The organism is Streptomyces flavofungini, from assembly GCF_014650815.1.
GTDB lineage: Bacteria > Actinomycetota > Actinomycetes > Streptomycetales > Streptomycetaceae > Streptomyces > Streptomyces flavofungini.
This window is the reverse complement of record NZ_BMVR01000002.1, coordinates 255,197-281,503: the sequence shown is the minus strand read 5'-3', so window position 1 is coordinate 281,503 and position 26,307 is coordinate 255,197. Positions and strand designations below refer to the sequence as shown.

General features: G+C 71.6%; 25 protein-coding genes and 1 tRNA gene. 18 read left to right on the top strand and 8 right to left on the bottom strand.

Annotated elements, in window-relative coordinates; all coding sequences use genetic code 11:
- Positions 1-39: 39 nt before the first annotated feature.
- The 3 genes from IE274_RS05060 to IE274_RS05050 form a co-directional block, all read right to left on the bottom strand.
- Positions 40-885, bottom strand: a complete 846-nt coding sequence (locus IE274_RS05060; RefSeq protein ID WP_229909232.1) for a hypothetical protein — start codon at positions 883-885, stop codon at positions 40-42.
- A 69-nt stretch (positions 886-954) separates the two neighbouring features.
- A complete protein-coding gene (locus tag IE274_RS05055; protein ID WP_190114731.1) occupies positions 955-1,518 on the bottom strand; it encodes a class F sortase in 564 nt (187 codons plus the stop codon).
- A gap of 215 nt (positions 1,519-1,733) precedes the next feature.
- Positions 1,734-2,039 (bottom strand): hypothetical protein, encoded by a 306-nt coding sequence (locus tag IE274_RS05050; RefSeq protein WP_190114353.1) that lies wholly within the window; start codon positions 2,037-2,039, stop codon positions 1,734-1,736.
- Positions 2,040-2,295: 256 nt separating this feature from the next.
- Between IE274_RS05050 and IE274_RS05045 the strand changes: the two genes are divergently transcribed.
- Entirely contained in the window at positions 2,296-3,099 is an 804-nt protein-coding gene (locus IE274_RS05045; protein ID WP_190114352.1) for a nuclease-related domain-containing protein, read from the top strand.
- A gap of 113 nt (positions 3,100-3,212) precedes the next feature.
- Here IE274_RS05045 and ligD read toward each other — a convergent pair whose 3' ends face one another.
- The gene (ligD, locus tag IE274_RS05040) at positions 3,213-4,112 is read right to left on the bottom strand and encodes a non-homologous end-joining DNA ligase (protein WP_190114351.1); all 900 of its coding nucleotides are present in this window, start codon (positions 4,110-4,112) and stop codon (positions 3,213-3,215) included.
- A 169-nt stretch (positions 4,113-4,281) separates the two neighbouring features.
- On the opposite strand from ligD, the gene ku reads away from it, so the two are divergent.
- Positions 4,282-5,430, top strand: a complete 1,149-nt coding sequence (ku, locus tag IE274_RS05035; protein ID WP_190114350.1) for a non-homologous end joining protein Ku — start codon at positions 4,282-4,284, stop codon at positions 5,428-5,430.
- Positions 5,431-5,582: 152 nt separating this feature from the next.
- On the opposite strand, the gene IE274_RS05030 is transcribed toward ku, so the two are convergent.
- Positions 5,583-6,386, bottom strand: a complete 804-nt coding sequence (locus IE274_RS05030) for a class I SAM-dependent methyltransferase family protein (RefSeq protein ID WP_229909228.1) — start codon at positions 6,384-6,386, stop codon at positions 5,583-5,585.
- A gap of 137 nt (positions 6,387-6,523) precedes the next feature.
- Between IE274_RS05030 and IE274_RS05025 the strand changes: the two genes are divergently transcribed.
- Together IE274_RS05025 and IE274_RS05020 are read left to right on the top strand one after the other, a co-directional pair.
- Complete coding sequence (locus IE274_RS05025; protein ID WP_190114348.1) at positions 6,524-7,342, top strand: SAM-dependent methyltransferase; 819 nt, start codon at positions 6,524-6,526, stop codon at positions 7,340-7,342.
- A 183-nt stretch (positions 7,343-7,525) separates the two neighbouring features.
- Positions 7,526-7,597 (top strand) — tRNA-Arg (locus tag IE274_RS05020).
- 141 nt (positions 7,598-7,738) lie between these two features.
- Here IE274_RS05020 and IE274_RS05015 read toward each other — a convergent pair.
- From IE274_RS05015 to IE274_RS05005, 3 genes are all read right to left on the bottom strand, one after another.
- Positions 7,739-8,332 carry a site-specific integrase gene (locus tag IE274_RS05015; protein WP_307821950.1) on the bottom strand — a complete coding sequence of 198 codons (594 nt, stop codon included), beginning with the start codon at positions 8,330-8,332 and terminating at the stop codon, positions 7,739-7,741.
- A gap of 253 nt (positions 8,333-8,585) precedes the next feature.
- On the bottom strand, positions 8,586-8,942 hold the full coding sequence (locus tag IE274_RS05010; protein WP_190114347.1) for an SH3 domain-containing protein: 357 nt from the start codon (positions 8,940-8,942) through the stop codon (positions 8,586-8,588).
- Between the two features lie 131 nt (positions 8,943-9,073).
- On the bottom strand, positions 9,074-9,667 hold the full coding sequence (locus IE274_RS05005) for an exonuclease domain-containing protein (RefSeq protein WP_190114346.1): 594 nt from the start codon (positions 9,665-9,667) through the stop codon (positions 9,074-9,076).
- 246 nt (positions 9,668-9,913) lie between these two features.
- Between IE274_RS05005 and IE274_RS05000 the strand changes: the two genes are divergently transcribed.
- The 14 genes from IE274_RS05000 to glyA all read left to right on the top strand — a co-directional run bounded on the left by IE274_RS05000 (position 9,914) and on the right by glyA (position 26,296).
- Complete coding sequence (locus tag IE274_RS05000; protein WP_372446976.1) at positions 9,914-10,450, top strand: response regulator; 537 nt, start codon at positions 9,914-9,916, stop codon at positions 10,448-10,450.
- Between the two features lie 358 nt (positions 10,451-10,808).
- The gene (gene nrtL, locus IE274_RS04995) at positions 10,809-11,855 is read left to right on the top strand and encodes an ArgS-related anticodon-binding protein NrtL (protein ID WP_190114344.1); all 1,047 of its coding nucleotides are present in this window, start codon (positions 10,809-10,811) and stop codon (positions 11,853-11,855) included.
- Between the two features lie 22 nt (positions 11,856-11,877).
- A complete protein-coding gene (gene lysA / locus IE274_RS04990) occupies positions 11,878-13,269 on the top strand; it encodes a diaminopimelate decarboxylase (protein WP_190114343.1) in 1,392 nt (463 codons plus the stop codon).
- Between the two features lie 171 nt (positions 13,270-13,440).
- Entirely contained in the window at positions 13,441-14,730 is a 1,290-nt protein-coding gene (locus IE274_RS04985; protein ID WP_190114730.1) for a homoserine dehydrogenase, read from the top strand.
- Between the two features lie 6 nt (positions 14,731-14,736).
- Entirely contained in the window at positions 14,737-15,795 is a 1,059-nt protein-coding gene (gene thrC, locus IE274_RS04980; protein WP_190114342.1) for a threonine synthase, read from the top strand.
- A 255-nt stretch (positions 15,796-16,050) separates the two neighbouring features.
- Entirely contained in the window at positions 16,051-16,968 is a 918-nt protein-coding gene (thrB, locus tag IE274_RS04975) for a homoserine kinase (protein ID WP_190114341.1), read from the top strand.
- Between the two features lie 387 nt (positions 16,969-17,355).
- Positions 17,356-19,389, top strand: coding sequence for a transcription termination factor Rho (gene rho, locus IE274_RS04970; protein ID WP_190114340.1), 2,034 nt, complete (start codon positions 17,356-17,358; stop codon positions 19,387-19,389).
- A 372-nt stretch (positions 19,390-19,761) separates the two neighbouring features.
- The gene (locus IE274_RS04965; RefSeq protein ID WP_190114339.1) at positions 19,762-20,886 is read left to right on the top strand and encodes an LCP family protein; all 1,125 of its coding nucleotides are present in this window, start codon (positions 19,762-19,764) and stop codon (positions 20,884-20,886) included.
- Between the two features lie 182 nt (positions 20,887-21,068).
- Entirely contained in the window at positions 21,069-21,293 is a 225-nt protein-coding gene (gene rpmE, locus IE274_RS04960) for a 50S ribosomal protein L31 (RefSeq protein ID WP_190114338.1), read from the top strand.
- 99 nt (positions 21,294-21,392) lie between these two features.
- Positions 21,393-22,469 carry a peptide chain release factor 1 gene (prfA, locus tag IE274_RS04955; RefSeq protein WP_190114337.1) on the top strand — a complete coding sequence of 359 codons (1,077 nt, stop codon included), beginning with the start codon at positions 21,393-21,395 and terminating at the stop codon, positions 22,467-22,469.
- Between the two features lie 96 nt (positions 22,470-22,565).
- Positions 22,566-23,405, top strand: coding sequence for a peptide chain release factor N(5)-glutamine methyltransferase (prmC, locus tag IE274_RS04950; protein WP_190114336.1), 840 nt, complete (start codon positions 22,566-22,568; stop codon positions 23,403-23,405).
- 73 nt (positions 23,406-23,478) lie between these two features.
- Entirely contained in the window at positions 23,479-24,126 is a 648-nt protein-coding gene (locus tag IE274_RS04945) for an L-threonylcarbamoyladenylate synthase (protein ID WP_190114335.1), read from the top strand.
- On the top strand, positions 24,123-24,827 hold the full coding sequence (locus IE274_RS04940; RefSeq protein ID WP_190114334.1) for an arsenate reductase/protein-tyrosine-phosphatase family protein: 705 nt from the start codon (positions 24,123-24,125) through the stop codon (positions 24,825-24,827). Before IE274_RS04945 ends, IE274_RS04940 begins: the two co-directional genes overlap by 4 nt.
- A 182-nt stretch (positions 24,828-25,009) precedes the next feature.
- Positions 25,010-26,296 carry a serine hydroxymethyltransferase gene (glyA, locus tag IE274_RS04935; RefSeq protein WP_190114333.1) on the top strand — a complete coding sequence of 429 codons (1,287 nt, stop codon included), beginning with the start codon at positions 25,010-25,012 and terminating at the stop codon, positions 26,294-26,296.
- Positions 26,297-26,307 lie beyond the last annotated feature (11 nt).

The following is a 26,307-nucleotide window of genomic DNA, read 5'->3' as shown; positions in this document are numbered from 1 at the left end:
CGTCGGCGGGGGGCGGGCCCGCGGGCTCGGCGCGGCCGGTCATGAACCCTCGCCGGGACGGTCGTCGGCGGTCGGCCCCGCGGTCGGCGTGGGGCGCTCGCCCGGACCTGAGGTCTCGCCGGGGCCGGGACCCGCCCCCTGCTCCGCCTCCGTCAGCGCGGGCACCTGGCTGCGGGCGCCCTTGGGGCGGGGCGCGTCGGAGGAGCGCAGGATCTCGTCGCGGGTGGGCAGCATCGCGCGCTGGTGCCGGTCCCAGGACCAGGCCGTGCGGTACTCGTACCCGGGGATGCCGGAGACCGCGCGCACCACCAGGTCGCGCCCGGCCAGCTCGACGCCGAGCACCGCGTCGGAGGTGCCCATGATCTGGGTGAGGTGCCCCTTCTCCATCGCGTAGACGCGGACGGCGAGCTGCTCCTCGGGCATGCGGATGCCGATGACCAGGTCGTCCTTCCCGTCCCCGGTGAAGTCGCGGTAGTACGCCTTGAGGACCGGGCAGTCCTTGGGCTCGCTGCCGCAGTCCTTGAGGGCGGTGACGGTGTCCTTGTAGAGCGCGTCGGGCCCGCTGTAGACGTCGGGGTTCGCGGTCACCTCCGCCTTGACGATGTCGACGGGGTTCACCTTGTGCAGATCGCCGCCGGGCACCTTGACGCCCTTGACCTCCTCGGTGTCCGCCTCGCCGTAGTCACCGACCGGCGACGACGCGGGCGGCAGGTCCGGCCACAGCCGGGTGGGGCCCACGGCCGTCGGAGTGGCGCCCGCGCCCCGCAGGTCGCCGGGGTCGCCGCAGCCCGACGCCAGCGCGGCCGCGGCCAGCACGAGGACGGCTGCGGCGAGCGCGCGTCGGCGGGCGGGCCTGCGACGGCTCGGCCTGCGGCTGCGGTTCAACTGGCACTCCTGCTTGCGGGGGCCGCGCCGGGGGCTTCGGCGCGGGGCCGGGGGTGCCCGGGCGCGGCCTCACCGCACGAGGTCGGCGTAGAGAATGATGTTGTCGGTGCGGTGACCGTCCTTGATCGGGCCGCCGCAGGTCACGAGGCGCAGCTCCGGGCGGTCGGTCGCCCCGTACACCTTATGGGTTGGAAAGTCTTCCTTGCCGACCTGTTGGATCGCACGCACCTTGAACGTCGCCGTGGAGCCGTCCGCCCTCGGCACCATGATCCGGTCGCCGGCCCGCACCTTCGCGACGTTCCGGAGCAGCGCAGGACCGTTCGCCGTGTCGTAGTGCGCGACCACGACCGCCGCACCCTTCTGACCAGGGGTGACACCGCCCGTCCACCAGCCCGGTACATCCGCCTCCGACGCGGGCGGCACCTCCAGCTCCCGGTCCGGGCCGATGCCGAGGTCCAGCATCCGCCGGGCGTCCACGCCCGCGGCCGGGATGCGCAGTCCGGTCGGCCTGGACTCCGCCATCGGTGGCGGCGCCTGCTTCGCCCGCGCGGCCGTGACGTTCTTGACGCTCACGTCGGGGGCGGCGGCGCCGGAGCCGCCGCCCTGCCCGCAGGCGATGAGGCCGACGCCGATGGCGGCGGTGAGGGCCGCGGCGGCGGCGAGGCGGCGGCGGGCGGGGGCGCCGTGGCCGGTACGGCGGGGTCGGCTCGGGCGGGCTTCCCGCTCGGCTTCGCCGGGGGTGGGGGTGGTGGTGCGCACGGGGACTCCTTGGACGGGACGGGACGGGACCGGGACGGGACCGAAGCGACCCGGAAGCGAGGGATCCGGGCCGGACGCCGGTCGGACGGTCAGGCGTCCGTGCGCCCGCGGCGCATCATCGCGAACCCGAGCCCCGCGGCCCCCGCGGCCGCCATGGCACCGCCCGCGAACAGGAACGCGGGATCCCCGGCGTCCCGCACCCCGTCGGCGCCCGCCCGCACGCCGCCCTCGGGGGTGGCGGCGTCGCCGGTGAGGCGGGCGGAGGCGGAGTGCGGGGCGGGAGCGGGGGACGGGGAGTCGGCGAACGCGCCCGTCGCCGGGAGCAGCAGCGCGCCGCCGACGAGCGTGGCGACGGCGGCGGTACGGAGGGCCGAGGTGCGGCGGCGGTTGCTCACGGGACGTTCCTTGCGCTCTGCGGCGGGCAGTGACATCTACGAAGCTAGGTGTCCGCCATTGCGGCGGTTCGGCGACTTTGTAACAGGGGGCCATAGCTGTGCGAGCGGTGCCGTTACGGGATGGGTGCGGGCCTGGCGGAAGGACTCGCCCGGGGTGGCGAACACAGGGCGAATTGCCATCAACTTCCCGGAAGCGCCGTCAGCTGCTTGCCGGAGCGGTGCCCGGGCTGCTCCCATGGTCATGGGGTGATGGGGCATGAGCGGACTGCGTGTCGTACCGGCATGGAGGCACGGTCAGGAACGGCTCTACGTCTGCAGGCCGGACGGCGGGAACGTGGCCTGGTACGACCGGGACACCGCCCGCGTGAACCTGCTGAGCGCCGACCGCGAGGCCGACGTTCTGGACGCACTCGGCCCGTTCCTGACGGGCAACGTGACGGTGGGCCCACCCCCCGTCCCCACCCCCGCGGAGCTGGCCCGGCTCACGCTCCACCCAGACGACGACTTGGCCCCGAACCGCCCCGGCGAGGCCCTGCGCGTCGACCTCGACCGCGACCCGCCGTCCGCGCGCAGGCTCCGCTCCGACCCCCGGCACCGGGCGCTCGCGGCGCAGACCGCGGTCGGCGACGCCCTCGACCGCCTGGACGCGGTCGGCTGGCACACCCTGCACTCGATCGGCCTGCCCGGCGGCCGGCGCGTGGACCATCTGCTCATCGGCCCCGGCGGCCTGTTCTGCGTACGGGCGTTACCGGCCCGCAGGCAGCGCGTGCGGGTGGCCGACCCGATGGTGGCCCTGGGGCGGGGGCAGGCCGGGCCGCTGCTGCGGGAGCTGCGGGCGGACGCCGGGCGGGCGTCGTTCGCGCTGACGGCGGAGGTGCGGGCGGTGCTCGTACCGGTGGGGGCGGTGGACGTGGAGGTCGCGGCGCCGCCCCGGGAGGTGCGGGTGCTGTGCGAGGCGGACCTGCCGGGGCTGGCGCGGACGGGCGGGGTCCTGAAACCGGCGGACGTGGAGGCACTGCACGCGCTGGCGCGCGACCGCAGGACGTGGAACCGCATCTGACCCCCGGGGAGGAGCGGGGCCAGGGGAGCGGGGCCTGGGAGGAGCGGGACCAGGGAGGAGCGGGACCAGGGAGGAGCGGGACCAGGGAGAGGCGGGGCCGGGGAGGGGTGGGGTCACCCCGGCGTCGGCAGCACCCCGCCCCGGCTCGGGTCGAGCAACGGCCCGAGCAGATCCCCGTACCGCTCAAGACGCGCCCCCAACTCGTCCGCGAGGAAGACCAGCAGCCCCGCGTCCCCCCGCTCCCGGCACGCCGCCACCTCCGCCCACGTCACCGGCGTGGACACCGTCGGCTCGGCGCGCGCCCGCAAGGTGTACGGCGTCGCCGTGGTCTTCGCCGCCGCGTTCTGACTGAAGTCGACGAACACCTTCCCCGGCCGCAGGCTGCGCGTCATCCGATGCACCACCAGCCCCGGAAGCGCCTGCTCCGCCGCCACGGCCAGCCCCTTCGCGTACGCCGTGACGTCCTTGCTGGGCGTTGGCCGCAGCGGCACGAGCACGTGCAGCCCCTTGCTGCCGGACGTCTTGACGTACGCCTCGAACCCGTCGTCCACCAGCCGCTCCCGCAGCCACAGCGCCGCCGCGCAGGCCGCCACGACGTTCGCGGGCGGCCCGGGGTCGAGGTCGAGGACGAGCCGGTCGGCGAGCCCGGGCGCGTCCGCCTGCCACTGCGGGGTGTGGAACTCGGTGACCAGGTTCGCCGCCCACATCAGCGTCGCCAGGTCCTGCACCAGGATCTGCCGCGAGACCCCGTCCGACCGCCGCACCTCGGCCGTCCGCACCCAGGTGGGCGTACCCGGCGGCACGTTCTTGGCGAAGAAGCGCTGCCCGTCGGGCCCGTCCGGGAAGCGCAGGAAGGACACGGGCCGGTTGCGGAGGTGGGGGAGCAGGGCCCCCGCGGCGGTGGCGTAGTAGTGCAGCACCTCGCCTTTGGTGAAGCCGCTCGCCGCGTAGAGCACCTTGTCGAGATTGCTGAGCGCGAGCCTTCGCCCCTCCACCTCGGTGATGGGCGTCATACGATGAGAATCCCACGAAACACGTACTAAAGCCCCATACGCACACAAGACAACTGCGCACGCGCGAGCTCACCGCCCACGCACAAGGTCACCGCACACACGCGAGGCCACGCACACATACGAGGCCACCGCCTCACCCTCCCGCCCTGGCTGCCGAAAGGTGCTCCACATGCGGTCCATATGGAACGGCGCCATCTCCTTCGGCCTGGTCAGCATCCCGATCAAGCTCGTGAACGCCACCGAGAACCACGCGATCTCCTTCCGCCAGATCCACACGGAGGACGGCGGCCGCATCCGCTACCGCAAGGTGTGCGAGCTGGAGGACCGCGAGGTCACGACCGCGGAGATCGGCAAGGGGTACGAGGACGCGGACGGCTCGATCATCCCGATCACCGAGGACGACCTGGCCGCCCTGCCGATCCCGACCGCGAAGACCATCGAGATCGTCGCGTTCGTCCCGGCCGACCGCATCGACCCCCTCCAGATGGACACGGCGTACTACCTGTCGGCCAACGGAGTACCCGCCGCCAAGCCCTACACCCTCCTGCGCGAGGCGCTGAAGCGCAGCCGGAAGGTGGCCATCGCCAAGTTCGCCCTGCGCGGCCGCGAACGCCTCGGCATGCTGCGCGTCGTCGACGACGTCATCGCGATGCACGGCCTGCTGTGGCCGGACGAGATCCGCGCCACCGACAGCGTCGCCCCCGACACCGAGGTCACGGTCCGCGACGCCGAACTCGACCTGGCCGACGCCCTCATGGACACCCTCGGCGAGGTCGACCTCGACTCCCTCCACGACGACTACCGCGAGGCCGTGGAGGAGATGATCGCCGCGAAGGTCGAGGGCGGCGGGACCTACACCCCCGCCCCGGCGGCCGAGTCGGGCGGCGGCAAGGTCATCGACCTGATGGCGGCGCTGGAGAACAGCGTGCGGGCGGCGCGCACGGCGCGCGGCGAGCAGTCCGACGCGGACGCGGACCAGGCGCGGGAGGCCGAGGTGACCTCCCTGCGCTCCCGCGCCAAGAAGTCGGCGGCCGGGAAGACGGCCTCCGCTCGGAAGTCGACGCCCGCTCGGAAGTCGGCGTCCGCCCAGAAGTCGGCGTCCGCCACCCGCAAGTCGTCCCCGGCGGCCCCCAAGCAGGTGGGCGGTAAGAAGTCGACGGCCAAGACGCCGGCGAAGGCCAGGACGGCGGCCCCGAAGAAGAGCACCACGAAGAAGACGGCGTCGGGCGCGGCGACCACCAAGTCGACGGCGAAGAAGACCACGTCGAAGAAGTCGACGACGCCGCCGAAGAAGACGACGAAGCGGGCGTCGGCGTAGAGACCCACGAACCCCCGCAGGCGCCTCCGCAACCGGCAACCCGCAACCCTCACCCGCCTCCACAACCCTCACCCGCCGACTACGACCCACTCACCGCAACCGCCCCACTCGCCCTACTCACCCTGGCACCCCACTCATCCCTCTCACCCCTCTCACCCACGCGTCCCGCAAACCGTCACCGTGAACAGCCCGACCCCCTCCCGCCGACTGCTGACCGCCCCGAACCCGGCGGCACGGGCCCACCCCTCCGTCTCTGCGACGTCCCGGCACTTCATCACCCACAACTGCCCGTCCCTGTTGGGCAGGACGTTGGCGATGAAGTCGAGCTGCGGGTGGTGGGTCTGGGTGGTGAAGACGAGGGTGCCGCCGGGCGCGAGCAGCCCTCGCAGCCGCTCGATCGAGGCGCGGATGACGTCGTCGTCGAGCAACAGCTCATAGAGCCCCGACACCACGATGACGTCCGGAGCGCCCGCGTCCGGCTCCTTGGGATCGAGCGCGTCCCCGGTCTCGTACGAGATGTTGCCGATCCCGCGCTCCCGGGCGAGCCGCTCGCCCTGCCGCAGCCCCGCCACGGCGAGGTCCCGGCACACCACGCGCACCCGCCCGGGCCCGTGCGCGGCGGCCACGTCCTGGAGGTAGCGCCCGGGCCCGGCGGCGACGTCGAGGACGAGGACCTCACGGTCGGGCCGGGCGCCTATCTGCCCGCGCAGCACGTCCTGGAGGAGTTCACGCCGGGCGCGGATGGCGCGCCAGCCGACGGCGTTCAGATACACGCGGTCGACGAGACGCCCGATCCCGAGGACGCCGTGGGCTCGGTTCACGTACACGTAATCCAGCATGGTCCCGCTGTCGAACCCGTGCCGACAGCCGATCCGGATCCCTCGCGAGGACCGCCCGACCGTACCCAACAGCCCGCGCAGGACTGCCCACTTGAGGTTGCGCAGAGGTTTCGTCATGCCGCCAGAGTCGCGCCGCGAGGTGGCCGCACACATGGGTCCGCGTACTCGGAGTCGCGTGAGTACGACTCCGCGCGCCAACGGCCACTTGCTAGGTTGCCCCTGATCGAACGGCCCAAGCACCACAGGAGGTCCCCGTGTCAGGCTCCGACCCCAGGCTCGACTCGTCCGCCGAGATACGCGCGCGGATCGACACGAGTAAGCCGCACTCGGCGCGCTTCTGGAACTACTTCGTGGGCGGCAAGGACAACTACGAGAAGGACCGCGAGCTGGGCGACCAGATCAAGCAGATCTTCCCGGGCCTGGTGGACGTGGCCCTCACCAGCCGCCACTTCCTCGGCCGCGCGGTCCGCCACCTGGCGGGGGAGCAGGGGATCCGCCAGTTCCTGGACGTCGGCACGGGCCTGCCGACGGCGGACAACACGCACGACGTGGCGCAGCGCGTCGCGCCCGACTCCCGCATCGTGTACGTGGACAACGACCCGCTGGTGCTCGCGCACGCCCGGGCGCTCCTGACGAGCACGCCGGAGGGCGTGACGTCGTACATCGACGCGAACATGTACGAGCCGGAGGCGATCCTGGCGGCGGCGGGGGAGACGCTGGACCTGTCCGAGCCGGTGGCGCTGATGATCCTGAACACCCTCGGCCACGTCTCCTCGTACGACGAGGCGCGCGACCTGGTGAACCGCCTCATGGCGGGCCTCCCGTCGGGCAGCTACCTGGTGATAAGCGACTCCACGGCCACGAGCGAGGGCATGATCGCGGCGTCGGACGCGTACAACAAGAGCGGCGCGATCCCCTACTACGTCCGCAGCGTCGAGGAGATCACCGGCTTCTTCACCGGCCTCACCCTCACCGACCCCGGAGTGACCCAGGTCACCCACTGGCGCCCGGACCCCACCACGGACACGTCGATCGCAGCCGACGCCTACGCAGGCGTGGCCCGCAAGCCCTGACACCCCCCTCCCCGCCCCGTCCGGGGGCCCCGCCGGGCCCCCGGGCAGCCCTCCCCGGGAACCGCGCCAGGCCCCCGGACGGCACCCCGTCAGGCCCCCCGGACGCTGCACAAATACCCGTTCATGCCGACCCCCACGAAGCTGGTAGGGTTCTACCCGTCGCCGCCGAACAGCGGCCGACACGCCCCCGTAGCTCAGGGGATAGAGCAACGGCCTCCGGAGCCGTGTGCGCAGGTTCGAATCCTGCCGGGGGCACTCGCCAGTCAGAGACCTGAAGTCATGTCCTGACCAGCGCGGATGCCTTGATGAAACGGTCGGAGTCAGTCTCACTGACTCCGACCGTTTCTCGTTGTCTCCCACTGGTTGTGCGTGAGGAGTGCGTGAGCCACGCACGGCTCATTCCGCGTCCGGCGATGCCCACCCCATCGTCCTCTCGATCTTCTTGTTTTCCTCCTCCTCGCTGTTGTCGATGAGCCCGGCGTAGTGGCGGCCGATGACCTCTGGGGACGTGCCCGCACGGCGAGCCACCTCGGCGACCGGGAGGCCGGAGCGGAGCCAGTCCGTGATGCACGTGGCACGGCCGTCGTACGGCTTCTTCGCCAGGACGTGCATCTTCGGCGGTGGGAAGGCGTAAGGCCGGGCCTCCTGCCAGACGCGCCAGTAGCTGGAGGTGCCCACCAGGCCGCCCCGCTCGTTCGTGAGGAGCCGCCCATCCTTGGCTGTGCCGAACTCCTTCAGGTGGGCGCGGAGCCCGGCCGCGAGCGGCGGAGGGATCAGGACCGGCCGGTCTTCCTTGGCTTCCCTCGACTTCAGGCCGCGCTTGTCGTGGCGCTCTCCGCTGTCTGTCCACTGCTTGCCCGACACGGGGTGCGTGTCGTGAAGCGTCAGAACGCCCCACCCCTTCTCCGGGAGGAAGCAGTCAGCCTTCCCGAGCCCCACAGCCTCACTGGGACGGAGCCCTGCGAAGTACATGACCGCGTAGAAGCCCACCAGGCGGTGCCCCTTCTTGCGATCCCGTGTTCCGACGTACGAGACCGAAGCGAGAAGTTGAGCAGCCTGGGTCCTGTTCACGAGAACGCGGGGATCCGCACGGTCCGCGTACGAGAACGGCGACGCGGTGACCGGCAAAGGCCCGTGACCTCATGGGTCACGGGCCCGTGTGCCGGCCCGGCGAGCGTCTCTCACGCCGCTGAGGCCGTCATCGCGCCGGACAATCGCCGGACGCCGGATAACTGCCGGACAATTAGGGGATGAGCTCAACGTAGGCGGCGTTGATGTATCCGGTAACGCCTGTCGTGTTGTCCTTGACCTTCACCCAGTTGAATTCGCCATTGACGGTCTCGCCGCGCACGCTGGCAAGGAACGCCACCTTGTGGCTCTTGTAGGCAAGACCGAGCGAGGCCGACTTCGTCGTGGCCTTCGCGCGAATGTTGATGCCGTCCTTGAGGATCTTGATGTGCTTGTAAGCGGGGGCGCTCTTGGCCGAGACAGGGGCGGCGTCCGGGGCCGAGCTGGAGGCCGCGCTTGCGGCCGGGGCCGACACGGCGAGCGCGGCACTGGCTACTGCACCAACAATAAAGAGAGTTGTCTTTCTCGACATCACAAAAATCCCCTCCTGGAACCCATATGCGGTATGCGCGACCAGAACGCTAGCAATCAAGATCGAAAGGGGCAACGCGGGGCAAGACGGCGGGCATTGGGCGCCCCGCGTCCGCGCGGGCTTCTTGGCTGTCAGAGGAAGGCGCTGGGCAAGGTCGCGCCGGTGGTGTGCAGGTGTTTCAGGGTCGCCGCGAAGGAGTGGCAGTCGAAGAGGGCGGAGTGTTCGCCGCCTGTGGTCGGCCTGGGAAGGTTGAACACCCGCCACAGGCGGCCGACGTTGGATGTCGCTGTTTCCGGAGCCACGCTGTTGAGCCAGGGGCGGATGTTCAGGAAGCCGGGGGTGAGGAAGGAGGCTTTGATTTCTTCGCCGCGGGCTCGGGCCCAGGCCACGTTCTCGCCGAGGACGACCATGTCGTTTCCGTAGGAGAGCACGGACTGGCCTTGGCAGAAGGAGAGGAAGGAGCCGAGGGCTTCCGCCGGCGGGAGGCCCTCGCGGTCCACCGAATCCTGGTCGATGCCGGTCAGTTCGGTGAAGTACGGGGACAGGCGCGGGTTCATGACCGGGTGGACCAGGGCCTCGTACTCCTCGACCACGGAGAAGTCGTGGCGCAGGCGCAGGGCGCCGATCTGGACGAGTTCGCGGTACTGGCCCGGGGCCGACCAGTCCTGCTCAAGCGCTTCCGGCCATGTCGTGAACTCCAGGTCGAATACAACGAAGGTTGACATGACGGCCTCTCCTTGTGCACGGCCTCGCCTTGCGCGTGGGGCGTTGCGGAGCGTACCGCCCGGTCCGGCGGGGGAGGGGGACGCGGGGGCGCCAACCTCCGCTTGCGGTCGGCGTGCTGAAGGGGCGTCATGGGCTTCCGCATCGGCTCTTGGCGGATTCCTGTGTGGTGCGTGGGTGGGGAGGGGCGGCGCCAGCGGGCGTCCGTGTGTTCGGCAACACGGTGTCGCGGTTCACGTGCGGGGTCCGTGCGTCGGTCCTGGTCCAGACCTCGGCGGGGCGTTGCGGCTCGCCCGCAAGTGGCAGAAGTAGGCAAAACCCGGACGCGATGGCGGCTGTCGACCTACTCTCAAGTTGTGCCAGGCGTGCCCGGCCGTGTGCTTGTTGTGGACGACAACAAGGTCATCCGGCAACTGATCAGGGTCAATCTCGAGCTGGAGGGCTTCGAGGTCGTGACCGCGGCCGATGGTGCCGAGTGTCTGGATGTCGTCCATCAGGTGCGGCCCGATGTGGTGACGCTCGACGTGGTGATGCCGCGGCTTGACGGGCTGCGCACTGCGGCGCGGCTGCGGGCTGATCCGCGTACGCAGGGGCTTCCGCTTGTCGTGGTGAGTGCGTGTACTCAGTACGAGGTCGAGGCGGGGATCGAGGTCGGGGTCGACGCGTTCCTGGCGAAGCCGTTCGAGCCGGCCGAGCTCCTCGGGATCGTGCGGCAGCTGGTCGACCGGGGCCAGGGTCCCCGGGGCTGGGCTCCGGACCCGTCCGCGGTGCCGGGCTGCCCTTAGGGCGTTTCTGATGGCTCTTGGTCGGCCGCCAGGGAGATCGTCGGCGCAACGGGAGCTGCCCCGCGAGGTGCTGCTCGCCCCGGCGCCCACACCCGTGACAGCCATCTGACGGTTTCAAGAGCCGTCAGAAACGCCCTAGGCCTCGGAGGCACTCGGAGGCCTTCCGAGACCTTCCGGCCCCCGGACCCTCTGGGCGGCCCAGCTCCCCACCGGGCGGGACGGCAGACGCCACGCCGCTGCCCAAGGCGCCCCCGCCAGCGAGAAGCCCTCCGTCAGCGAGAAGCGCCCCGTCAGCGAGAAGCCCCCCCCGCCAGAAACCCCAGCGCACCCCACCCCCCACCTCCCATACCCTTGTCCCGTGACCCCGGCACAGCTCTCCCGTACCGTCCTGCGCGCCATGCGCCGCGCCGTGGACGCCGGGGAGCTCAGCGCCGAGGTCCCGGAGCGTGCCCACGTGGAGCGCCCGGGCCCGGGCGGCACGGGGGACTACGCGACGAACCTGGCGCTCCGGATCGCCGGTGCGGCGGGCGCACCCCCCCGCCGCGTGGCCGAGGTCCTCTCGGCCCGCCTCACCGAAGAGCCGGGCATCGCCCACGCCGACGTCACCGGCCCCGGCTTCGTCAGCATCACCCTGGACGGCCAGGGCGGCCCCGGCCTCGTAGCGGAAGTGCGGGCGCGGGGGGAGCGCTACGGGCACGTCAGCCCGGACACCGGGGCCCTCGCCCAGCTGCACACCCCGCACGACCTGCGCGCCGTGGTCGTGGCCGACGCGACGCGGCGGATCCTGCGCTCGCAGGGCGTGCTGGTGCGGGTGACGAGCGAGGCGGAGCCGGACGCGGAGTGGGTGCGGGTGCTCGGGGTGAGGGTGGACGCGTACGGGCGGCCCCCGACCCCCCTGACCACCCTCCGCCCGGTCCCGGCGCCCACCACCCCCGACCCCCTCCGCCTGGGCCCCGACGCGGCCCGCTGGGCCCTCCTGCACCCCGCGCCCCACGACCACCCCCGCACCGGCCCCGAGCACCTCGCCCAGCGCGAGTCGAACCCCCTGTTCCGGATCCGGTACGCCTACGCCAGGACCCGCGCGCTCACCCGCAACGCCGCCGACCTAGGCTTCACGGCGGCCCCCGGCGAGACCGACGCGTCCGCGTACGAGCTGCTGGGAGCCCTGGGCGACCACCCCACCGTCCTGGCGACCGCAGCCACCCGCCACGCCCCGGACCGCCTGACCCGGCACCTCGTCCGGACCGCCGACGCCTTCCTCGCGCAGGCACACACGGTGCTGCCGCTCGGCGACGAGAAACCCTCGGCCGCCCACCGCTCCCGGCTCGCGCTCGCCGAAGCCGCCGGGACGGTGCTCGCAGGCGGCCTGTCCCTGCTCGGCATCACCGCGCCCGCACACCTGTGAGACGAGAAGAGCCAGAAGAGTCATGAGCCGCTCCGCCCACCCCGCCGGTCCCCGCCACGGAGACGTCCTGCCCGAGGGGCACTACTCCGCTCCGCCCGCCGACCTGAACGCCCTGGACCCCAAGGTCTGGTCCCGCACGGTCACCCGCACCGCCGACGGCAAGGTCACCGTCGGCGGCGTGGCGGTGACGCGGCTCGCCGAGGAGTTCGGCACGCCCGCGTACTTCCTCGACGAGCAGGACTTCCGCGCCCGCTGCCAGGCCTGGCGCGACGCGTTCGGGCCGGACGCCGACGTGTTCTACGCCGGGAAGGCGTTCCTGTCGCGCGCCGTCGTGCGGTGGCTGCACGAGGAGGGCCTGAACCTCGACGTGTGCTCGGGCGGGGAACTGACGACGGCGCTCGACGCCGGTATGCCGGCCGAGCGCATCGCGTTCCACGGCAACAACAAGAACGCGGAGGAGATCGAGCGCGCGGTCGCGGCGGGCGTCGGCCGCGTCGTGCTCGACTCGTTCCAGGAGATCGTGCGGGTCGCGCACATCGCCGACCGGCTCGGCAAGCGCCAGCGGGTGCAGATCCGGGTGACGGTCGGCGTCGAGGCGCACACCCACGAGTTCATCGCCACCGCGCACGAGGACCAGAAGTTCGGCCTGGCGCTCGCCGGGGGCCAGGCGGCGGAGGCGGTGCGGCGGGCGCTGAAGCTGGACGGGCTGGAGCTCATCGGCATCCACAGCCACATCGGTTCGCAGATCTTCGACACGGCGGGCTTCGAGGTGGCGGCGCGCCGGGTGGTGTCGCTGCTCGCCGAGATCCGCGACGAGCACGGCGTCGAGCTGCCCGAGATCGACCTCGGCGGCGGCCTCGGCATCGCGTACACCTCGGACGACGACCCGCGCGAGCCGCACGAGATCGCGACGGCGCTGCGCGCCATCGTGACGCGGGAGTGCGCGGCGGCGAACCTGCGCACGCCCCGCATCTCCGTCGAGCCGGGCCGCGCCATCGTCGGCCCGACGGCGTTCACGCTGTACGAGGTCGGCACCATCAAGCCGCTGGACGGGCTGCGGACGTACGTCTCCGTCGACGGCGGCATGTCGGACAACATCCGTACGGCGCTGTACGACGCCGAGTACAGCGTCGCGCTCGTGTCGCGGTCGTCCGACGCCGAGCCGATGCTCGTGCGCGTCGTCGGCAAGCACTGCGAGAGCGGCGACATCGTCGTACGCGACGCGTTCCTGCCCGCCGACCTGGCGCCCGGCGACCTGATCGCCGTGCCCGCGACGGGTGCGTACTGCCGCTCCATGGCCAGCAACTACAACCACGCGCTGCGGCCGCCGGTGGTGGCGGTGAACGAAGGCGCGGGCCGCGTCATCGTGCGCCGCGAGACGGAGGAGGACCTGCTCCGCCTCGACGTGGGGTGACATCGCCCCTCGACGTGGGGTGACACGCGGCGCGCGACACAAGGCGCCGCCACCCCGAAGTACTCCCGGTTCGTGAAATACGTGTCTCACGATCCGGACTATGGTCAGAAACACCGTACCGGTGGGTGAGACTGGTCCCACCGCAGTTGGAGAAGGAAACGAGGTCGGATGATGCGTACGCGTCCGCTGAAGGTGGCGCTGCTGGGCTGTGGGGTTGTCGGCTCAGAGGTGGCGCGCATCATGACGACGCACGCCGACGACCTCACAGCGAGGATCGGCGCCCCGGTCGAGCTGGCCGGGGTGGCCGTCCGCCGCCCCTCCAAGGTGCGCGAGGGCATCGACCCGGCGCTGGTGACGACGGACGCGACCGCGCTGGTGAAACGCGGTGACATCGACGTGGTCGTCGAGGTCATCGGCGGCATCGAGCCCGCCCGGGCGCTCATCACCACCGCCTTCGAGCACGGCGCGTCCGTGGTCTCCGCGAACAAGGCGCTCATCGCCCAGGACGGCGCCGCCCTGCACGCCGCCGCCGAGCAGCACGGCCGCGACCTGTACTACGAGGCCGCCGTCGCCGGAGCGATCCCGCTGATCAGGCCGCTGCGCGAGTCCCTCGCCGGGGACAAGGTCAACCGCGTCCTCGGCATCGTGAACGGCACCACGAACTTCATCCTCGACAAGATGGACTCGACGGGGGCGGGCTACCAGGAGGCCCTCGACGAGGCCACCGCCCTCGGGTACGCCGAGGCCGACCCGACCGCCGACGTCGAGGGCTTCGACGCCGCCGCCAAGGCCGCGATCCTGGCCGGCATCGCCTTCCACACCCGCGTGCGCCTCGACGACGTCTACCGCGAGGGCATGGCCGAGGTCACCGCCGCCGACTTCGCCTCCGCCAAGCGCATGGGCTGCACCATCAAGCTCCTCGCCATCTGCGAGCGGGCCGCCGACGGCGGCTCCGTCACCGCGCGCGTGCACCCCGCGATGATTCCGCTCAGCCACCCGCTGGCGAGCGTCCGCGAGGCCTACAACGCCGTCTTCGTGGAGGCCGAGGCCGCCGGTCAGCTGATGTTCTACGGCCCCGGCGCGGGCGGCGCGCCCACCGCGTCCGCCGTCCTCGGCGACCTGGTCGCGGTCTGCCGCAACAAGCTCGGCGAGGCCACCGGACCCGGCGACTCCGCGTACACGCAACTGCCCGTGAGCCCCATGGGCGAGGTCGTCACGCGGTATCACATCAGCCTCGACGTGGCCGACAAACCAGGCGTGCTCGCCCAGGTCGCGACGGTCTTCGCCGAGCACGGCGTATCCATCGATACGGTCCGTCAGACGGGCAAGGACGGCGAGGCCTCCCTCGTCGTCGTCACCCACCGCGCGCCCGACGCCGCCCTCAGCGGCACCGTCGAGGCGCTGCGCCGACTCGACACCGTGCGTGGTGTCGCCAGCATCATGCGGGTTGAAGGGGAGTAAGCAGCAATGACCCACCAGTGGCGCGGAATCATCGAGGAGTACCGGGACCGCCTCCCGGTCTCCGACACCACGCCGGTCGTGACGCTCCGCGAGGGCGGCACGCCGCTCGTGCCCGCGCAGGTGCTCTCCGAGCGCACCGGCTGCGAGGTCCACCTCAAGGTCGAGGGCGCGAACCCGACGGGGTCCTTCAAGGACCGCGGCATGACCATGGCGATCACCAAGGCCAAGGAGGAGGGCGCGAAGGCCGTCATCTGCGCCTCCACCGGCAACACCTCCGCCTCGGCCGCCGCCTACGCGGTACGCGCCGGGATGGTCTGCGCCGTCCTGGTGCCGCAGGGCAAGATCGCCCTCGGCAAGATGGGTCAGGCGCTCGTCTACGGCTCGAAGATCCTCCAGGTCGACGGGAACTTCGACGACTGCCTGAACCTCGCGCGCGGGCTCTCCGAGAACTACCCGGTGGCGCTGGTCAATTCGGTCAACCCGTTCCGCATCGAGGGCCAGAAGACGGCGTCCTTCGAGATCGTCGACGCCCTCGGCGACGCGCCCGACATCCACGTCCTCCCCGTCGGCAACGCGGGCAACATCACGGCCTACTGGAAGGGCTACAAGGAGTACGCGGCCGACTCGGTGTCGACGCACACCCCGCGCATGTGGGGCTTCCAGGCCTCCGGCTCCGCGCCCATCGTGCGCGGCGAGGTCGTCAAGGACCCCTCGACGATCGCCACCGCGATCCGCATCGGCAACCCCGCCTCGTGGCAGCACGCGCTCGCCGCGCGCGACGAGTCGGGCGGCTTCATCGACGAGGTGACGGACCGTGAGATCCTGCGCGCCTACAAGCTGTTGGCGTCCCAGGAGGGTGTCTTCGTCGAGCCCGCGTCCGCCGCGTCCGTCGCCGGTCTGCTGAAGGCCGCCGAGCAGGGCAAGGTGGACAAGGGGCAGCGCATCGTGTGTACGGTGACGGGCAACGGCCTCAAGGACCCGGACTGGGCCGTCGCGGGCGCCCCGCAGCCGGTCACGGTGCCGGTCGACGCGGCCGCCGCGGCCGAGCGCCTGGGTCTGGCGTAACGCCCAAACCTCTCAACTCCCCACAGGGGGTGCACAGGGGGCTCGCGACACGCATCGTGCGCCTCCTGTGCGCCCTATGTCGCCGCAGAACCTTCCTTCGATAGGCTGTAGCCAACCCACCCCGCATATGCCGCCGCATATGCCGTGGTGCCGTCCGCAGAGACGGCTCCCGGGTGCTGCCGTCCCATGCCGGACGCGTGCTGGTCCAGACGGCAAGTCCTCCACAAAACAGAGCTCAAGGAGAGTCATCGAGCGATGGCCGGTCCTGCGTTCCGCGCCGCCGCCGTCAGGGTGCGCGTGCCTGCCACCAGCGCAAACCTCGGCCCGGGCTTCGACGCCCTGGGTCTGTCGCTGGGGCTCTACGACGACGTGGTGGTCCGCGTCGCCGACTCCGGCCTGGGCATCGACATCGCGGGCGAGGGCAGCGAGACCCTGCCCCGCGACGAGTCGCACCTGCTCGTGCGGTCCCTCAGGACCGCCTTCGACCTGCTCGGCGGACAGCCGCGCGGCCTGGAGATCGTCTGCGCCAACCGGATCCCGCACGGCCGCGGCCTCGGCTCCTCGTCCGCCGCCATCTGCGCCGGCATCGTCGCCGCCCGCGCGGTGACCATAGGCGGCGACAGCAAGCTCGACGACGCCGCGCTGCTCGAGCTGGCCACCGAGATCGAGGGCCACCCCGACAACGTCGCGGCCTGCCTGCTCGGCGGCTTCACGCTGTCCTGGATGGACGGCTCCGCGGCCCGCGCGATCAGGATGGATCCCGCTGATTCCATCGTTCCGGTGGTTTTCGTCCCGGGAAAGCCCGTGCTCACCGAAACCGCCCGCGGACTGCTGCCGCGCACCGTCCCGCACGTGGACGCGGCCGCCAACGCGGGCCGGGCGGCCCTGCTCGTCGAGGCCCTGACCAGGCGCCCCGAGCTGCTGCTGCCCGCCACCGAGGACCGCCTGCACCAGGAGTACCGCGCCCCGGCCATGCCCGAGAGCGCCGCCCTGGTGGAGCGACTGCGCGCCGACGGCGTGCCCGCGGTGATCTCCGGCGCGGGGCCCACGGTCCTCGCGCTGGCCGAGGACAGTGCGGCCGACAAGGTCGCACGACTGGCGGGGGAGGGCTGGGCCGCGAACCGCCTGGCGCTCGACGCCACCGGAGCGAGCGTGCTGCCGCTTGCGCCCTGACACAGGGCCGGCGGCGAACCGCGGAGTCCGGATTTGGAGAGGGGGAATGTTTGTTGGATCCGGTAGTGTTAACCTCAAGTCTGCACCCGACCCCACCATGGCGAGGTGCTTTGTGTCCCCGTCCGGGACATCCATCCTTCCGGGAGCCTCCCAAACTGCTCTGTGCCCCGCACTGAGCGGTGCCGAGCACGCTCCGGAACCGGCGTGATCGAGCCGAGTGACCACCGCACCTCAGTGGCCCGGCATCGGGAATCGCCACATCTGTGAACTCTTCCGCCGCGTTGGCGGACAACCGCCCCGGCACGGTCCACACACCAAGGACCGCCGGACAGCACAACCGGTCGCCGAGCCAGACAGGCCGACGTCCGCTCCAGGGAAGGACCCTTCGTGAGCGACACCACCGATCTGATGGGCGTGACTGCCGACACGCCCGCCACGGACGCCTCCACGGCGCCTGCCACCGGTGCTTCGGCCGGGTCCCGGCGGCGCCGCGGCACCGGCCTCGAGGGCATGGTGCTGGCCGAACTGCAGCAGGTCGCATCGGGCCTCGGTATCAAGGGCACCGCGCGGATGCGCAAGAGCCAGCTGATCGAGGTCATCAAGGAGGCGCAGGCCGCAGGCGGAGCCCCGGCGAAGAGCGCCCCGGCCGCCGCGTCGTCCGGGGACGCCGAGACCAAGCCGAAGCGCCGCGCCACCTCCCGGGCGCGCACCGGCGAGGCCGCCGAGAAGGCCGCCGCCAAGTCCGCCAAGGCCGACGAGGCCCCGGCCGAGCAGCCGAAGGCCGCCCAGCAGCAGATCGACATCCCCGGTCAGCCTGCGAGTGAGGACAAGTCCACGGGTGGGCGTGGTCGTCGTCGTGTCACCGCCGAGGCCGGCAGCCCCGAGACCGTGACCGCCGAGGCCAAGGCCCAGAGCGAGCCGAAGACCGAGGCCCGCGCCGAGCAGGCCGAGGCCAAGGGCGAGTCCGACGGCGAGGGCCGTCAGGGCCGCCGCGACCGCCAGGGCCGCGGCCGGGACCGCGACCGCCGCGGCAACAAGGGCGACGACCAGCAGGGCGGCGGCAACCGCAAGGAGCAGGGCGGCCGCCAGGACCGGCAGGACCGTTCCGACCGCCAGGACCGCTCCGACCGGCAGGACCGCCAGCAGCGCGACAACGGCCCGCAGGACGACTTCGACGACGACGGCGGTGGCCGTCGCGGCCGCCGCGGCCGGTACCGCGACCGCCGTGGCCGTCGCGGCCGCGAGGACTTCGCGGGCGAGCCGCAGGTGTCCGACGACGACGTCCTGATCCCGGTCGCGGGCATCCTGGACATCCTCGACAACTACGCGTTCATCCGTACGTCGGGCTACCTCCCCGGCCCGAACGACGTGTACGTCTCGCTGGCCCAGGTCCGCAAGAACGGCCTGCGCAAGGGCGACCACGTCACGGGTGCGGTGCGCCAGCCCAAGGACGGCGAGCGCCGCGAGAAGTTCAACGCGCTGGTGCGGCTCGACTCGGTGAACGGCATGGCGCCCGAATCCGGGCGCGGGCGGCCGGAGTTCAACAAGCTGACGCCCCTCTACCCGCAGGACCGGCTCCGCCTGGAGACCGACCCGGGCGTGCTCACCACCCGCATCATCGACCTCGTCGCGCCGATCGGTAAGGGCCAGCGCGGTCTGATCGTGGCCCCGCCGAAGACCGGCAAGACCATGATCATGCAGGCGATCGCCAACGCGATCACGCACAACAACCCCGAGTGCCACCTGATGGTCGTCCTGGTCGACGAGCGTCCGGAAGAGGTCACCGACATGCAGCGGTCGGTGAAGGGCGAGGTCATCTCCTCGACCTTCGACCGTCCCGCCGAGGACCACACCACGGTCGCCGAGCTCGCCATCGAGCGCGCCAAGCGGCTGGTGGAGCTGGGCCACGACGTCGTCGTGCTGCTCGACTCGATCACGCGTCTGGGCCGTGCGTACAACCTCGCCGCCCCGGCCTCCGGCCGCATCCTGTCCGGTGGTGTCGACTCGACGGCCCTCTACCCGCCCAAGCGCTTCTTCGGCGCCGCGCGCAACATCGAGGACGGCGGCTCGCTGACCATCATGGCCACCGCGCTGGTCGACACCGGCTCGCGCATGGACGAGGTGATCTTCGAGGAGTTCAAGGGCACCGGCAACCTCGAGCTCAAGCTGGACCGCAAGCTCTCCGACAAGCGGATCTTCCCGGCGGTGGACGTGGACTCGTCCAGCACCCGTAAGGAAGAGATCCTGCTCGGCAGCGACGAGCTCGCCATCACCTGGAAGCTCCGCCGCGTGCTGCACGCGCTCGACCAGCAGCAGGCGATCGAGCTGCTCCTGGACAAGATGAAGCAGACGAAGTCGAACGCCGAGTTCCTGCTGCAGATCCAGAAGACGACGCCGGCGCCGGGCAACGGCAACGACTGATCCGGCACGGGCGCCTGGACCAGGCGCACCGGAAGGGGCCGTTCCCGTCTCGCGACGGGAGCGGCCCCTTCCGTATGTCGTGGTGTGATGGAGAGGCCGGTCGGCACTGATGAGGGCCGGGCCCGGCCGAGAGACCTTGCCCACATGGATAAGAGTTTCTTACGGTCACTGGCGGTAGCGCTCTCGCAAGCGAAACCCCAGGTGGGGGGCCAAAAGTACTAGACCATGCACACGGTGCGTAGCTATCGGACCTCGGGGTGCTCACAGGGCGCTGTGCAACCCTTCTTTCGGTTTCCACGTCTGACAATTGACGAAAAGCCGCAGCTGACCCTGAAAGCAGGGGGTACCCGACCGACGAGGACTGAGGAGCGCATGACCGACGAGAGCAGCCCCGCCGACGCGAAGCCGAAGCACCGCGGCAAGGGCGGCCGGCGACGCAAGCCGCGGAGCAAGCGCAAGAAGGCGCTCGTCATCACGGCGTGGTCCGCCGCCGCCGTGGTCGTCCTCGGGGGCACCGGCCTCGGCTACGTGTACTTCAAGCTCAACGGCAACATCAAGGGCGTCGACATCAACGCCGCGCTCGGCACCGACCGCCCCGACGACATCGACAACGGCTCCCAGGACATCCTCGTCCTCGGCTCCGACTCGCGCTCCGGCAAGAACTCCAAGTACGGCAAGGACGAGGGCGCCGCCCGCTCCGACACCGCGATGATCGTGCACGTCTACAAGGGCCACAAGAAGGCCAGCGTGGTCTCCATACCCCGCGACACCCTCATCACCCGGCCCGAATGCGCGGCCAAGGGCGGCGACGGCAAGGTCGACCCGGGCGGGCAGCGCCAGATGTTCAACACGGCGTACGAGGTCGGCGGCCCGGCCTGCGCCGTGAAGACGGTCGAGAAGATGTCCGGCATCCGCATGGACCACTACATCGAGGTCGACTTCACGGGCTTCAAGAAGCTCATCGACACCCTCGGCGGCGTGGACATCACCACCAAGCAGCCGATCAAGGACAAGGACAGCCACCTCGACCTGCCCGCGGGCTCCCACAGCCTCAACGGCGAGCAGGCCCTCGGCCTGGTCCGCACCCGGCACGGCGTCGGCGACGGCAGCGACCTCGGCCGCATCCAGCTCCAGCAGGCCTTCATCAAGGCGCTGATCAACCAGGTCAAGGACATCAACCTCTTCGGCAACCCGAAGAAGCTCTACGACCTCGCGGACTCCTCGACGAGCGCCATCACCACCGACTCGGACCTGGACACGGTGAAGGACCTCGCGGGCTTCGCCAACGGCCTCAAGGGCATCGGCTCCGGCGACATGAAGATGGTCACGCTGCCCGTCGAGTACGACCCGGCGGACCGCAACCGCGTCATTCCCCTCGAAGAGGCCGACAAGCAGGTCTGGGACGCCCTCAAGGCGGACAAGGCCATCCCGAAGTCCGCCACCGACAAGTCCGCGGGCGACAAGGGCAGCGCCGGCAAGGTCGTCACCAGCGAATGACCCCGGCCGGCCGGCGGCCGAGCCCAGCGATCGAGCCCTCCGGGAGCGGGCCGGGAATACTTCCGGCCCGACCCCGGTTTGGGCAGATGCGGCCAGTCCTGGCAGACTGGTACGTCGGCCCCGGTTCACGCATCCGCATCCCGCGTCTGCGACCCGGTGCCCTCCCGAAACTAGGAGACACCTTGAAGCGCGACATCCACCCCGAGTACGTCGAGACGCAGGTCAGCTGCACCTGTGGCGCGTCGTTCAGCACCCGTAGCACCATCTCCTCCGGCGCCATCCGCGCCGAGGTCTGCTCCGAGTGCCACCCGTTCTACACGGGCAAGCAGAAGATCCTCGACACCGGTGGCCGTGTGGCCCGCTTCGAGGCCCGCTTCGGCAAGGCTGCCGGCTCCGCCAAGAAGTAGCGAGCCACCTGCGCCGGTCTTCGGCCGCCCTCACCAGGGGGCGGCCGGGACCGGCGTTTGCCGTCCCGCAGCCCCTTCACGCAGAACCAGGAGCCCCCGATGTTCGAGGCGGTCGAGGATTTGGTCGGCGAGCACGCCGACCTGGAGAAGAAGCTCGCCGACCCTTCGGTGCACGCCGATCAGGCCAACGCGCGCAAGCTCAACAAGCGCTACGCCGAGCTGACGCCGATCGTCTCGACGTACCGCACCTGGAAGCGGCTCGGTGACGACATCGAGACCGCGCGCGAGTTCGCCGCCGACGACCCGGACTTCGCGGCCGAGGTCAAGGAGCTGGACAAGGACCGCGACGAGGTCACCGAGAAGCTGCGGCTGCTGCTCGTGCCGCGCGACCCGAGCGACGACAAGGACGTCATCCTGGAGGTCAAGGCGGGCGCGGGCGGCGACGAGTCCGCGCTGTTCGCCGGTGACCTCCTTCGCATGTATCTGCGATACGCCGAGCGCGTCGGCTGGAAGACCGAGATCATCGACGCCACCGAGTCCGAGCTGGGCGGCTACAAGGACGTCCAGGTCGCCGTGAAGACCAAGGGCGGTCAGGGCGCCACCGAGCCCGGCCAGGGCGTCTGGGCGCGGCTGAAGTACGAGGGCGGGGTGCACCGCGTGCAGCGGGTGCCCTCGACCGAGTCGCAGGGCCGCATCCACACCTCCGCGGCCGGTGTCCTGGTCACGCCCGAGGCCGAGGAGGTCGACGTCGAGATCCACGCGAACGACCTGCGCATCGACGTCTACCGCTCCTCCGGGCCCGGCGGCCAGTCCGTCAACACCACCGACTCCGCCGTGCGCATCACGCACATCCCCACCGGCGTCGTCGCCTCCTGCCAGAACGAGAAGAGCCAGCTGCAGAACAAGGAGCAGGCGATGCGTATCCTGCGCTCCAGGCTGCTCGCCGCGGCGCAGGAGGAGGCGGAGAAGGAGGCGGCGGACGCCCGGCGCAGCCAGGTCCGCACCGTCGACCGCTCCGAGAAGATCCGCACGTACAACTTCCCGGAGAACCGCATCTCGGACCACCGCGTCGGCTTCAAGGCGTACAACTTGGACCAGGTGCTCGACGGCGATCTCGACGCGGTCATCCAGGCCTGCGTCGACGCGGACTCCGCCGCGAAGCTCGCCGCCGCGTAGGCACCGCTCCCGTACGTTTCCGCTCGCATCCGCTCTGAGCCCCGGAGGACCAGCGTGCAGCAACCCCTTGGGGGGCGACCCCCGAACCCCCGCAGCGTGCTGCTCGCGGAAGTGGCCCAGGCCACCCAGCGTCTCGCCGACGCCGGCGTGCCCTCGCCGCGCAACGACGCGGAGGAGCTGGCCGCCTTCGTGCACGGCGTGAAGCGGGGCGAGCTGCACACCGTCAAGGACGCGGACTTCGACGCCCGCTACTGGGAGACCATCGCGCGCCGCGAGGCCCGCGAGCCGCTCCAGCACATCACCGGCCGCGCCTTCTTCCGCTACCTGGAGCTGCAGGTCGGGCCCGGCGTCTTCGTGCCGCGCCCGGAGACCGAGTCGGTCGTCGGCTGGGCCATAGACGCCGTCCGCGCGATGGACGTCGTCGAGCCGCTGATCGTCGACCTGTGCACCGGCTCGGGCGCCATCGCCCTCGCCATGGCGCAGGAGGTCCCGCGCTCGCGCGTGCACGCCGTGGAGCTGTCCGCGGACGCGCTGGCGTGGACGCGCAAGAACGTCGAGGGCTCCAGGGTCGACCTGCGCCAGGGCGACGCGCGCGACGCGTTCCCCGAACTCGACGGCCAGGTCGACCTCGTCATCTCCAACCCCCCGTACATCCCGCTGACGGAATGGGAGTACGTTGCGCCGGAGGCCCGGGACCACGATCCCGAACTCGCCCTGTTCTCCGGCGAGGACGGCCTCGACCTGATCCGCGGCATCGAGCGCACCGCGCACCGGCTGCTGCGGCCCGGCGGGGTGGTCGTGGTGGAGCACGCGGACACCCAGGGCGGCCAAGTGCCGTGGATCTTCACGGAGGAGCGGGGCTGGGCGGACGCCGCCGACCACCCCGACCTGAACAACCGGCCGCGGTTCGCGACCGCCCGCAAGGCGCTGCCGTGACCACCGCGGCGACGAAGAAGACGATGTACGTGATGTACGCCGACGAGACGTACGGGTACGAGGAGGCCAGCTGATGGCACGGCGATACGACACCAACGACGCGACCGACCGTACGACCGGTCTGCGCGAGGCCGCGTCCGCCGTCCGCCGTGGCGAACTGGTCGTGCTGCCCACGGACACCGTGTACGGCATCGGCGCCGACGCCTTCAGCCCCGAGGCGGTCGCCGACCTCCTCGACGCCAAGGGCCGCGGCCGCACCATGCCGACGCCCGTCCTGATCGGCTCCCCGAACACCCTGCACGGCCTCGTCACGGACTTCTCCGAGTCCGCCTGGGAGCTCGTCGACGCCTTCTGGCCGGGAGCCCTCACCCTCGTCGCCCGGCAGCAGCCCTCCCTGCAGTGGGACCTCGGCGACACCCGCGGCACCGTCGCCATCCGCATGCCCCTGCACCCCGTCGCCATCGAGCTGCTCACCGAGGTCGGCCCGATGGCCGTGTCCTCCGCCAACCTCACCGGGCACCCGGCGCCGGAGGACTGCGACGCCGCCCAGGACATGCTCGGCGACTCCGTCTCCGTCTACCTCGACGGCGGCCCCACGCCCGGCATCGTGCCCTCCTCCATCGTGGACGTCACCGGCAAGGTGCCCGTACTGCTGCGCGCCGGCGCGCTCGACGCGGACGAGCTGCGCAAGGTCGTACCCGACCTCGAGGTGGCCAATTGAGGGCCCCTGAGCCGGGGCGTGGCATAGCGGGCCGCAGCGAGACAGCCGAGCACTCGGTGTCCTTCGGATCCCTCGGAGCCGCGGGTGCGCCCGGCAGCTTCCGCATCCTCCACGTCAGCACCGGCAACGTCTGCCGCTCGCCCATCACCGAGCGGCTGACCCGGCATGCCCTCGCCGACCGGCTCGGCGATCCGCTCACCGGGGGGCTCGTCGTCGAGAGCGCCGGCACCTGGGGGCACGAGGGGGCGCCCATGGAGACCAATGCCGAGGCCGTACTCGCGGACTTCGGCGCGGACGCCTCCGGCTTCGTCGGTCGTGAGCTCCTCGACGACCACGTCATCCGGGCCGACCTCGTTCTCACCGCCACCCGGGACCATCGTGCGCAGGTCATCTCCATGGGGCACTCCGCCGGGCTCCGTACCTTCACCCTGAAGGAGTTCACCCGGCTCGTGCGCGCCATAGATCCGGCCACGCTGCCCGACCCCGACGGCACCGACGGCATCGTCGAGCGCGCCCGCGCCCTCGTCCGTGCCGCCGCCGCCCTCCGCGGCTGGCTCCTCGCCCCCTCCGCCGAGGCCGACGAGGTCTACGACCCCTACGGCGCCCCCCTGCCCTTCTTCCGCTCCGTCGGCGGCGAGATCCAGACGGCGCTGGAGCCGGTGGTGACGGCGCTGACGGGGGTACCGGCGGCGCGCGCGTAGGGGCCCTCGCCATCGACGCTTCGCGCCTCGTCCTCAAGCGCCGGACGGGCCATCTGTAGCCCCTCCGGCGTTTGAGGAGCGGGGTCTGGGGCGGAGCCCCAGTTTCGGGAAAGGGGCGGGGTTGGGGACCCCGCGGTAGCGCCCACCGGGCAGCACCCCCACCCCCGGCCTACATTGGAGAGATGACGACGGCCGACGCGGAACCCGCCGCCGCTACGGCGGCGTACGCGGGGCTGCGACGGCAGGACCCGGAGCTGGCCGACGTGGTGCTCGGCGAGCTCGCGAGGCAGTCGACGAGCCTGCAGCTGATCGCGGCGGAGAACTTCACGTCCCAGGCCGTCCTGACGGCCCTGGGCTCCCCGCTGGCGAACAAGTACGCGGAGGGCTACCCGGGAGCCCGCCACCACGGCGGCTGCGAGCTGGTGGACGTGGCGGAGCGCATCGCCACGGACCGCGCGAAGGCGTTGTTCGGCGCCGACCACGCGAACGTACAGCCGCACTCGGGCTCCGCGGCCGTTCTGGCGGCGTACGCGGCCCTGCTGCGCCCGGGGGACACGGTCCTGGCGATGGGCCTGCCGTACGGCGGCCACCTCACGCACGGCTCCCCGGCGAACTTCTCGGGTCGCTGGTTCGACTTCGTCGGGTACGGCCTCGACCCGGAGACCGGCCTGATCGACTACGACCAGGTCCGAGCCCTGGCCAGAACCCACCGTCCCAAGGCGATCGTCTGCGGCTCGATCGCCTACCCCCGGCACATCGACTACGCGGCCTTCCGCGCCGTGGCGGACGACGTCGGCGCCCATCTGATCGCGGACGCGGCCCACCCGGTGGGCCTGGTCGCGGGCGGCGCGGCGCCGAACCCGGTGCCGTACGCGGACGTCGTGTGCGCGACCACGCACAAGGTCCTGCGGGGCCCGCGCGGGGGCATGATCCTGTGCCGGGGGGAGCTGGCGGAGCGGGTGGACCGGGCGGTGTTCCCGTTCACGCAGGGCGGCGCCCAGATGCACACGATCGCGGCGAAGGCGGTGGCGTTCGGCGAGGCGGCGACGCCGGCCTTCACCGCGTACGCGCATCAAGTCGTGGCGAACGCAAAGGTGTTGGCGGAGGCGTTGGCGGGGGAGGGGTTCGACATCAGCACCGGCGGCACGGACACACATCTCATCCTGGCGGATCCCGCACCACAGGGCGTGACCGCGGCGGTGGCCCGCGGCCGGCTCGCCGCGGCGGGTCTCGTCCTCGACACCTGCGCGCTGCCGCACGGCGACGGCCGCGGACTGCGGCTCGGCACGGCAGCCGTCACCACGCAGGGCATGGGCGAGGGTGAAATGGCAAGAATTGCTGCCCTGTTCGCGGGCGCGGTCCGCGAGGAGGCCAAAGTCAGGGACGGGGTGCGGGAACTGGCGGGCCGATTTCCGCCGTATCCGAGTGCGGGGACGAGTGCGGAGAGAGGGGGATCGGCACCCGCGTAGCGGACTTGTGC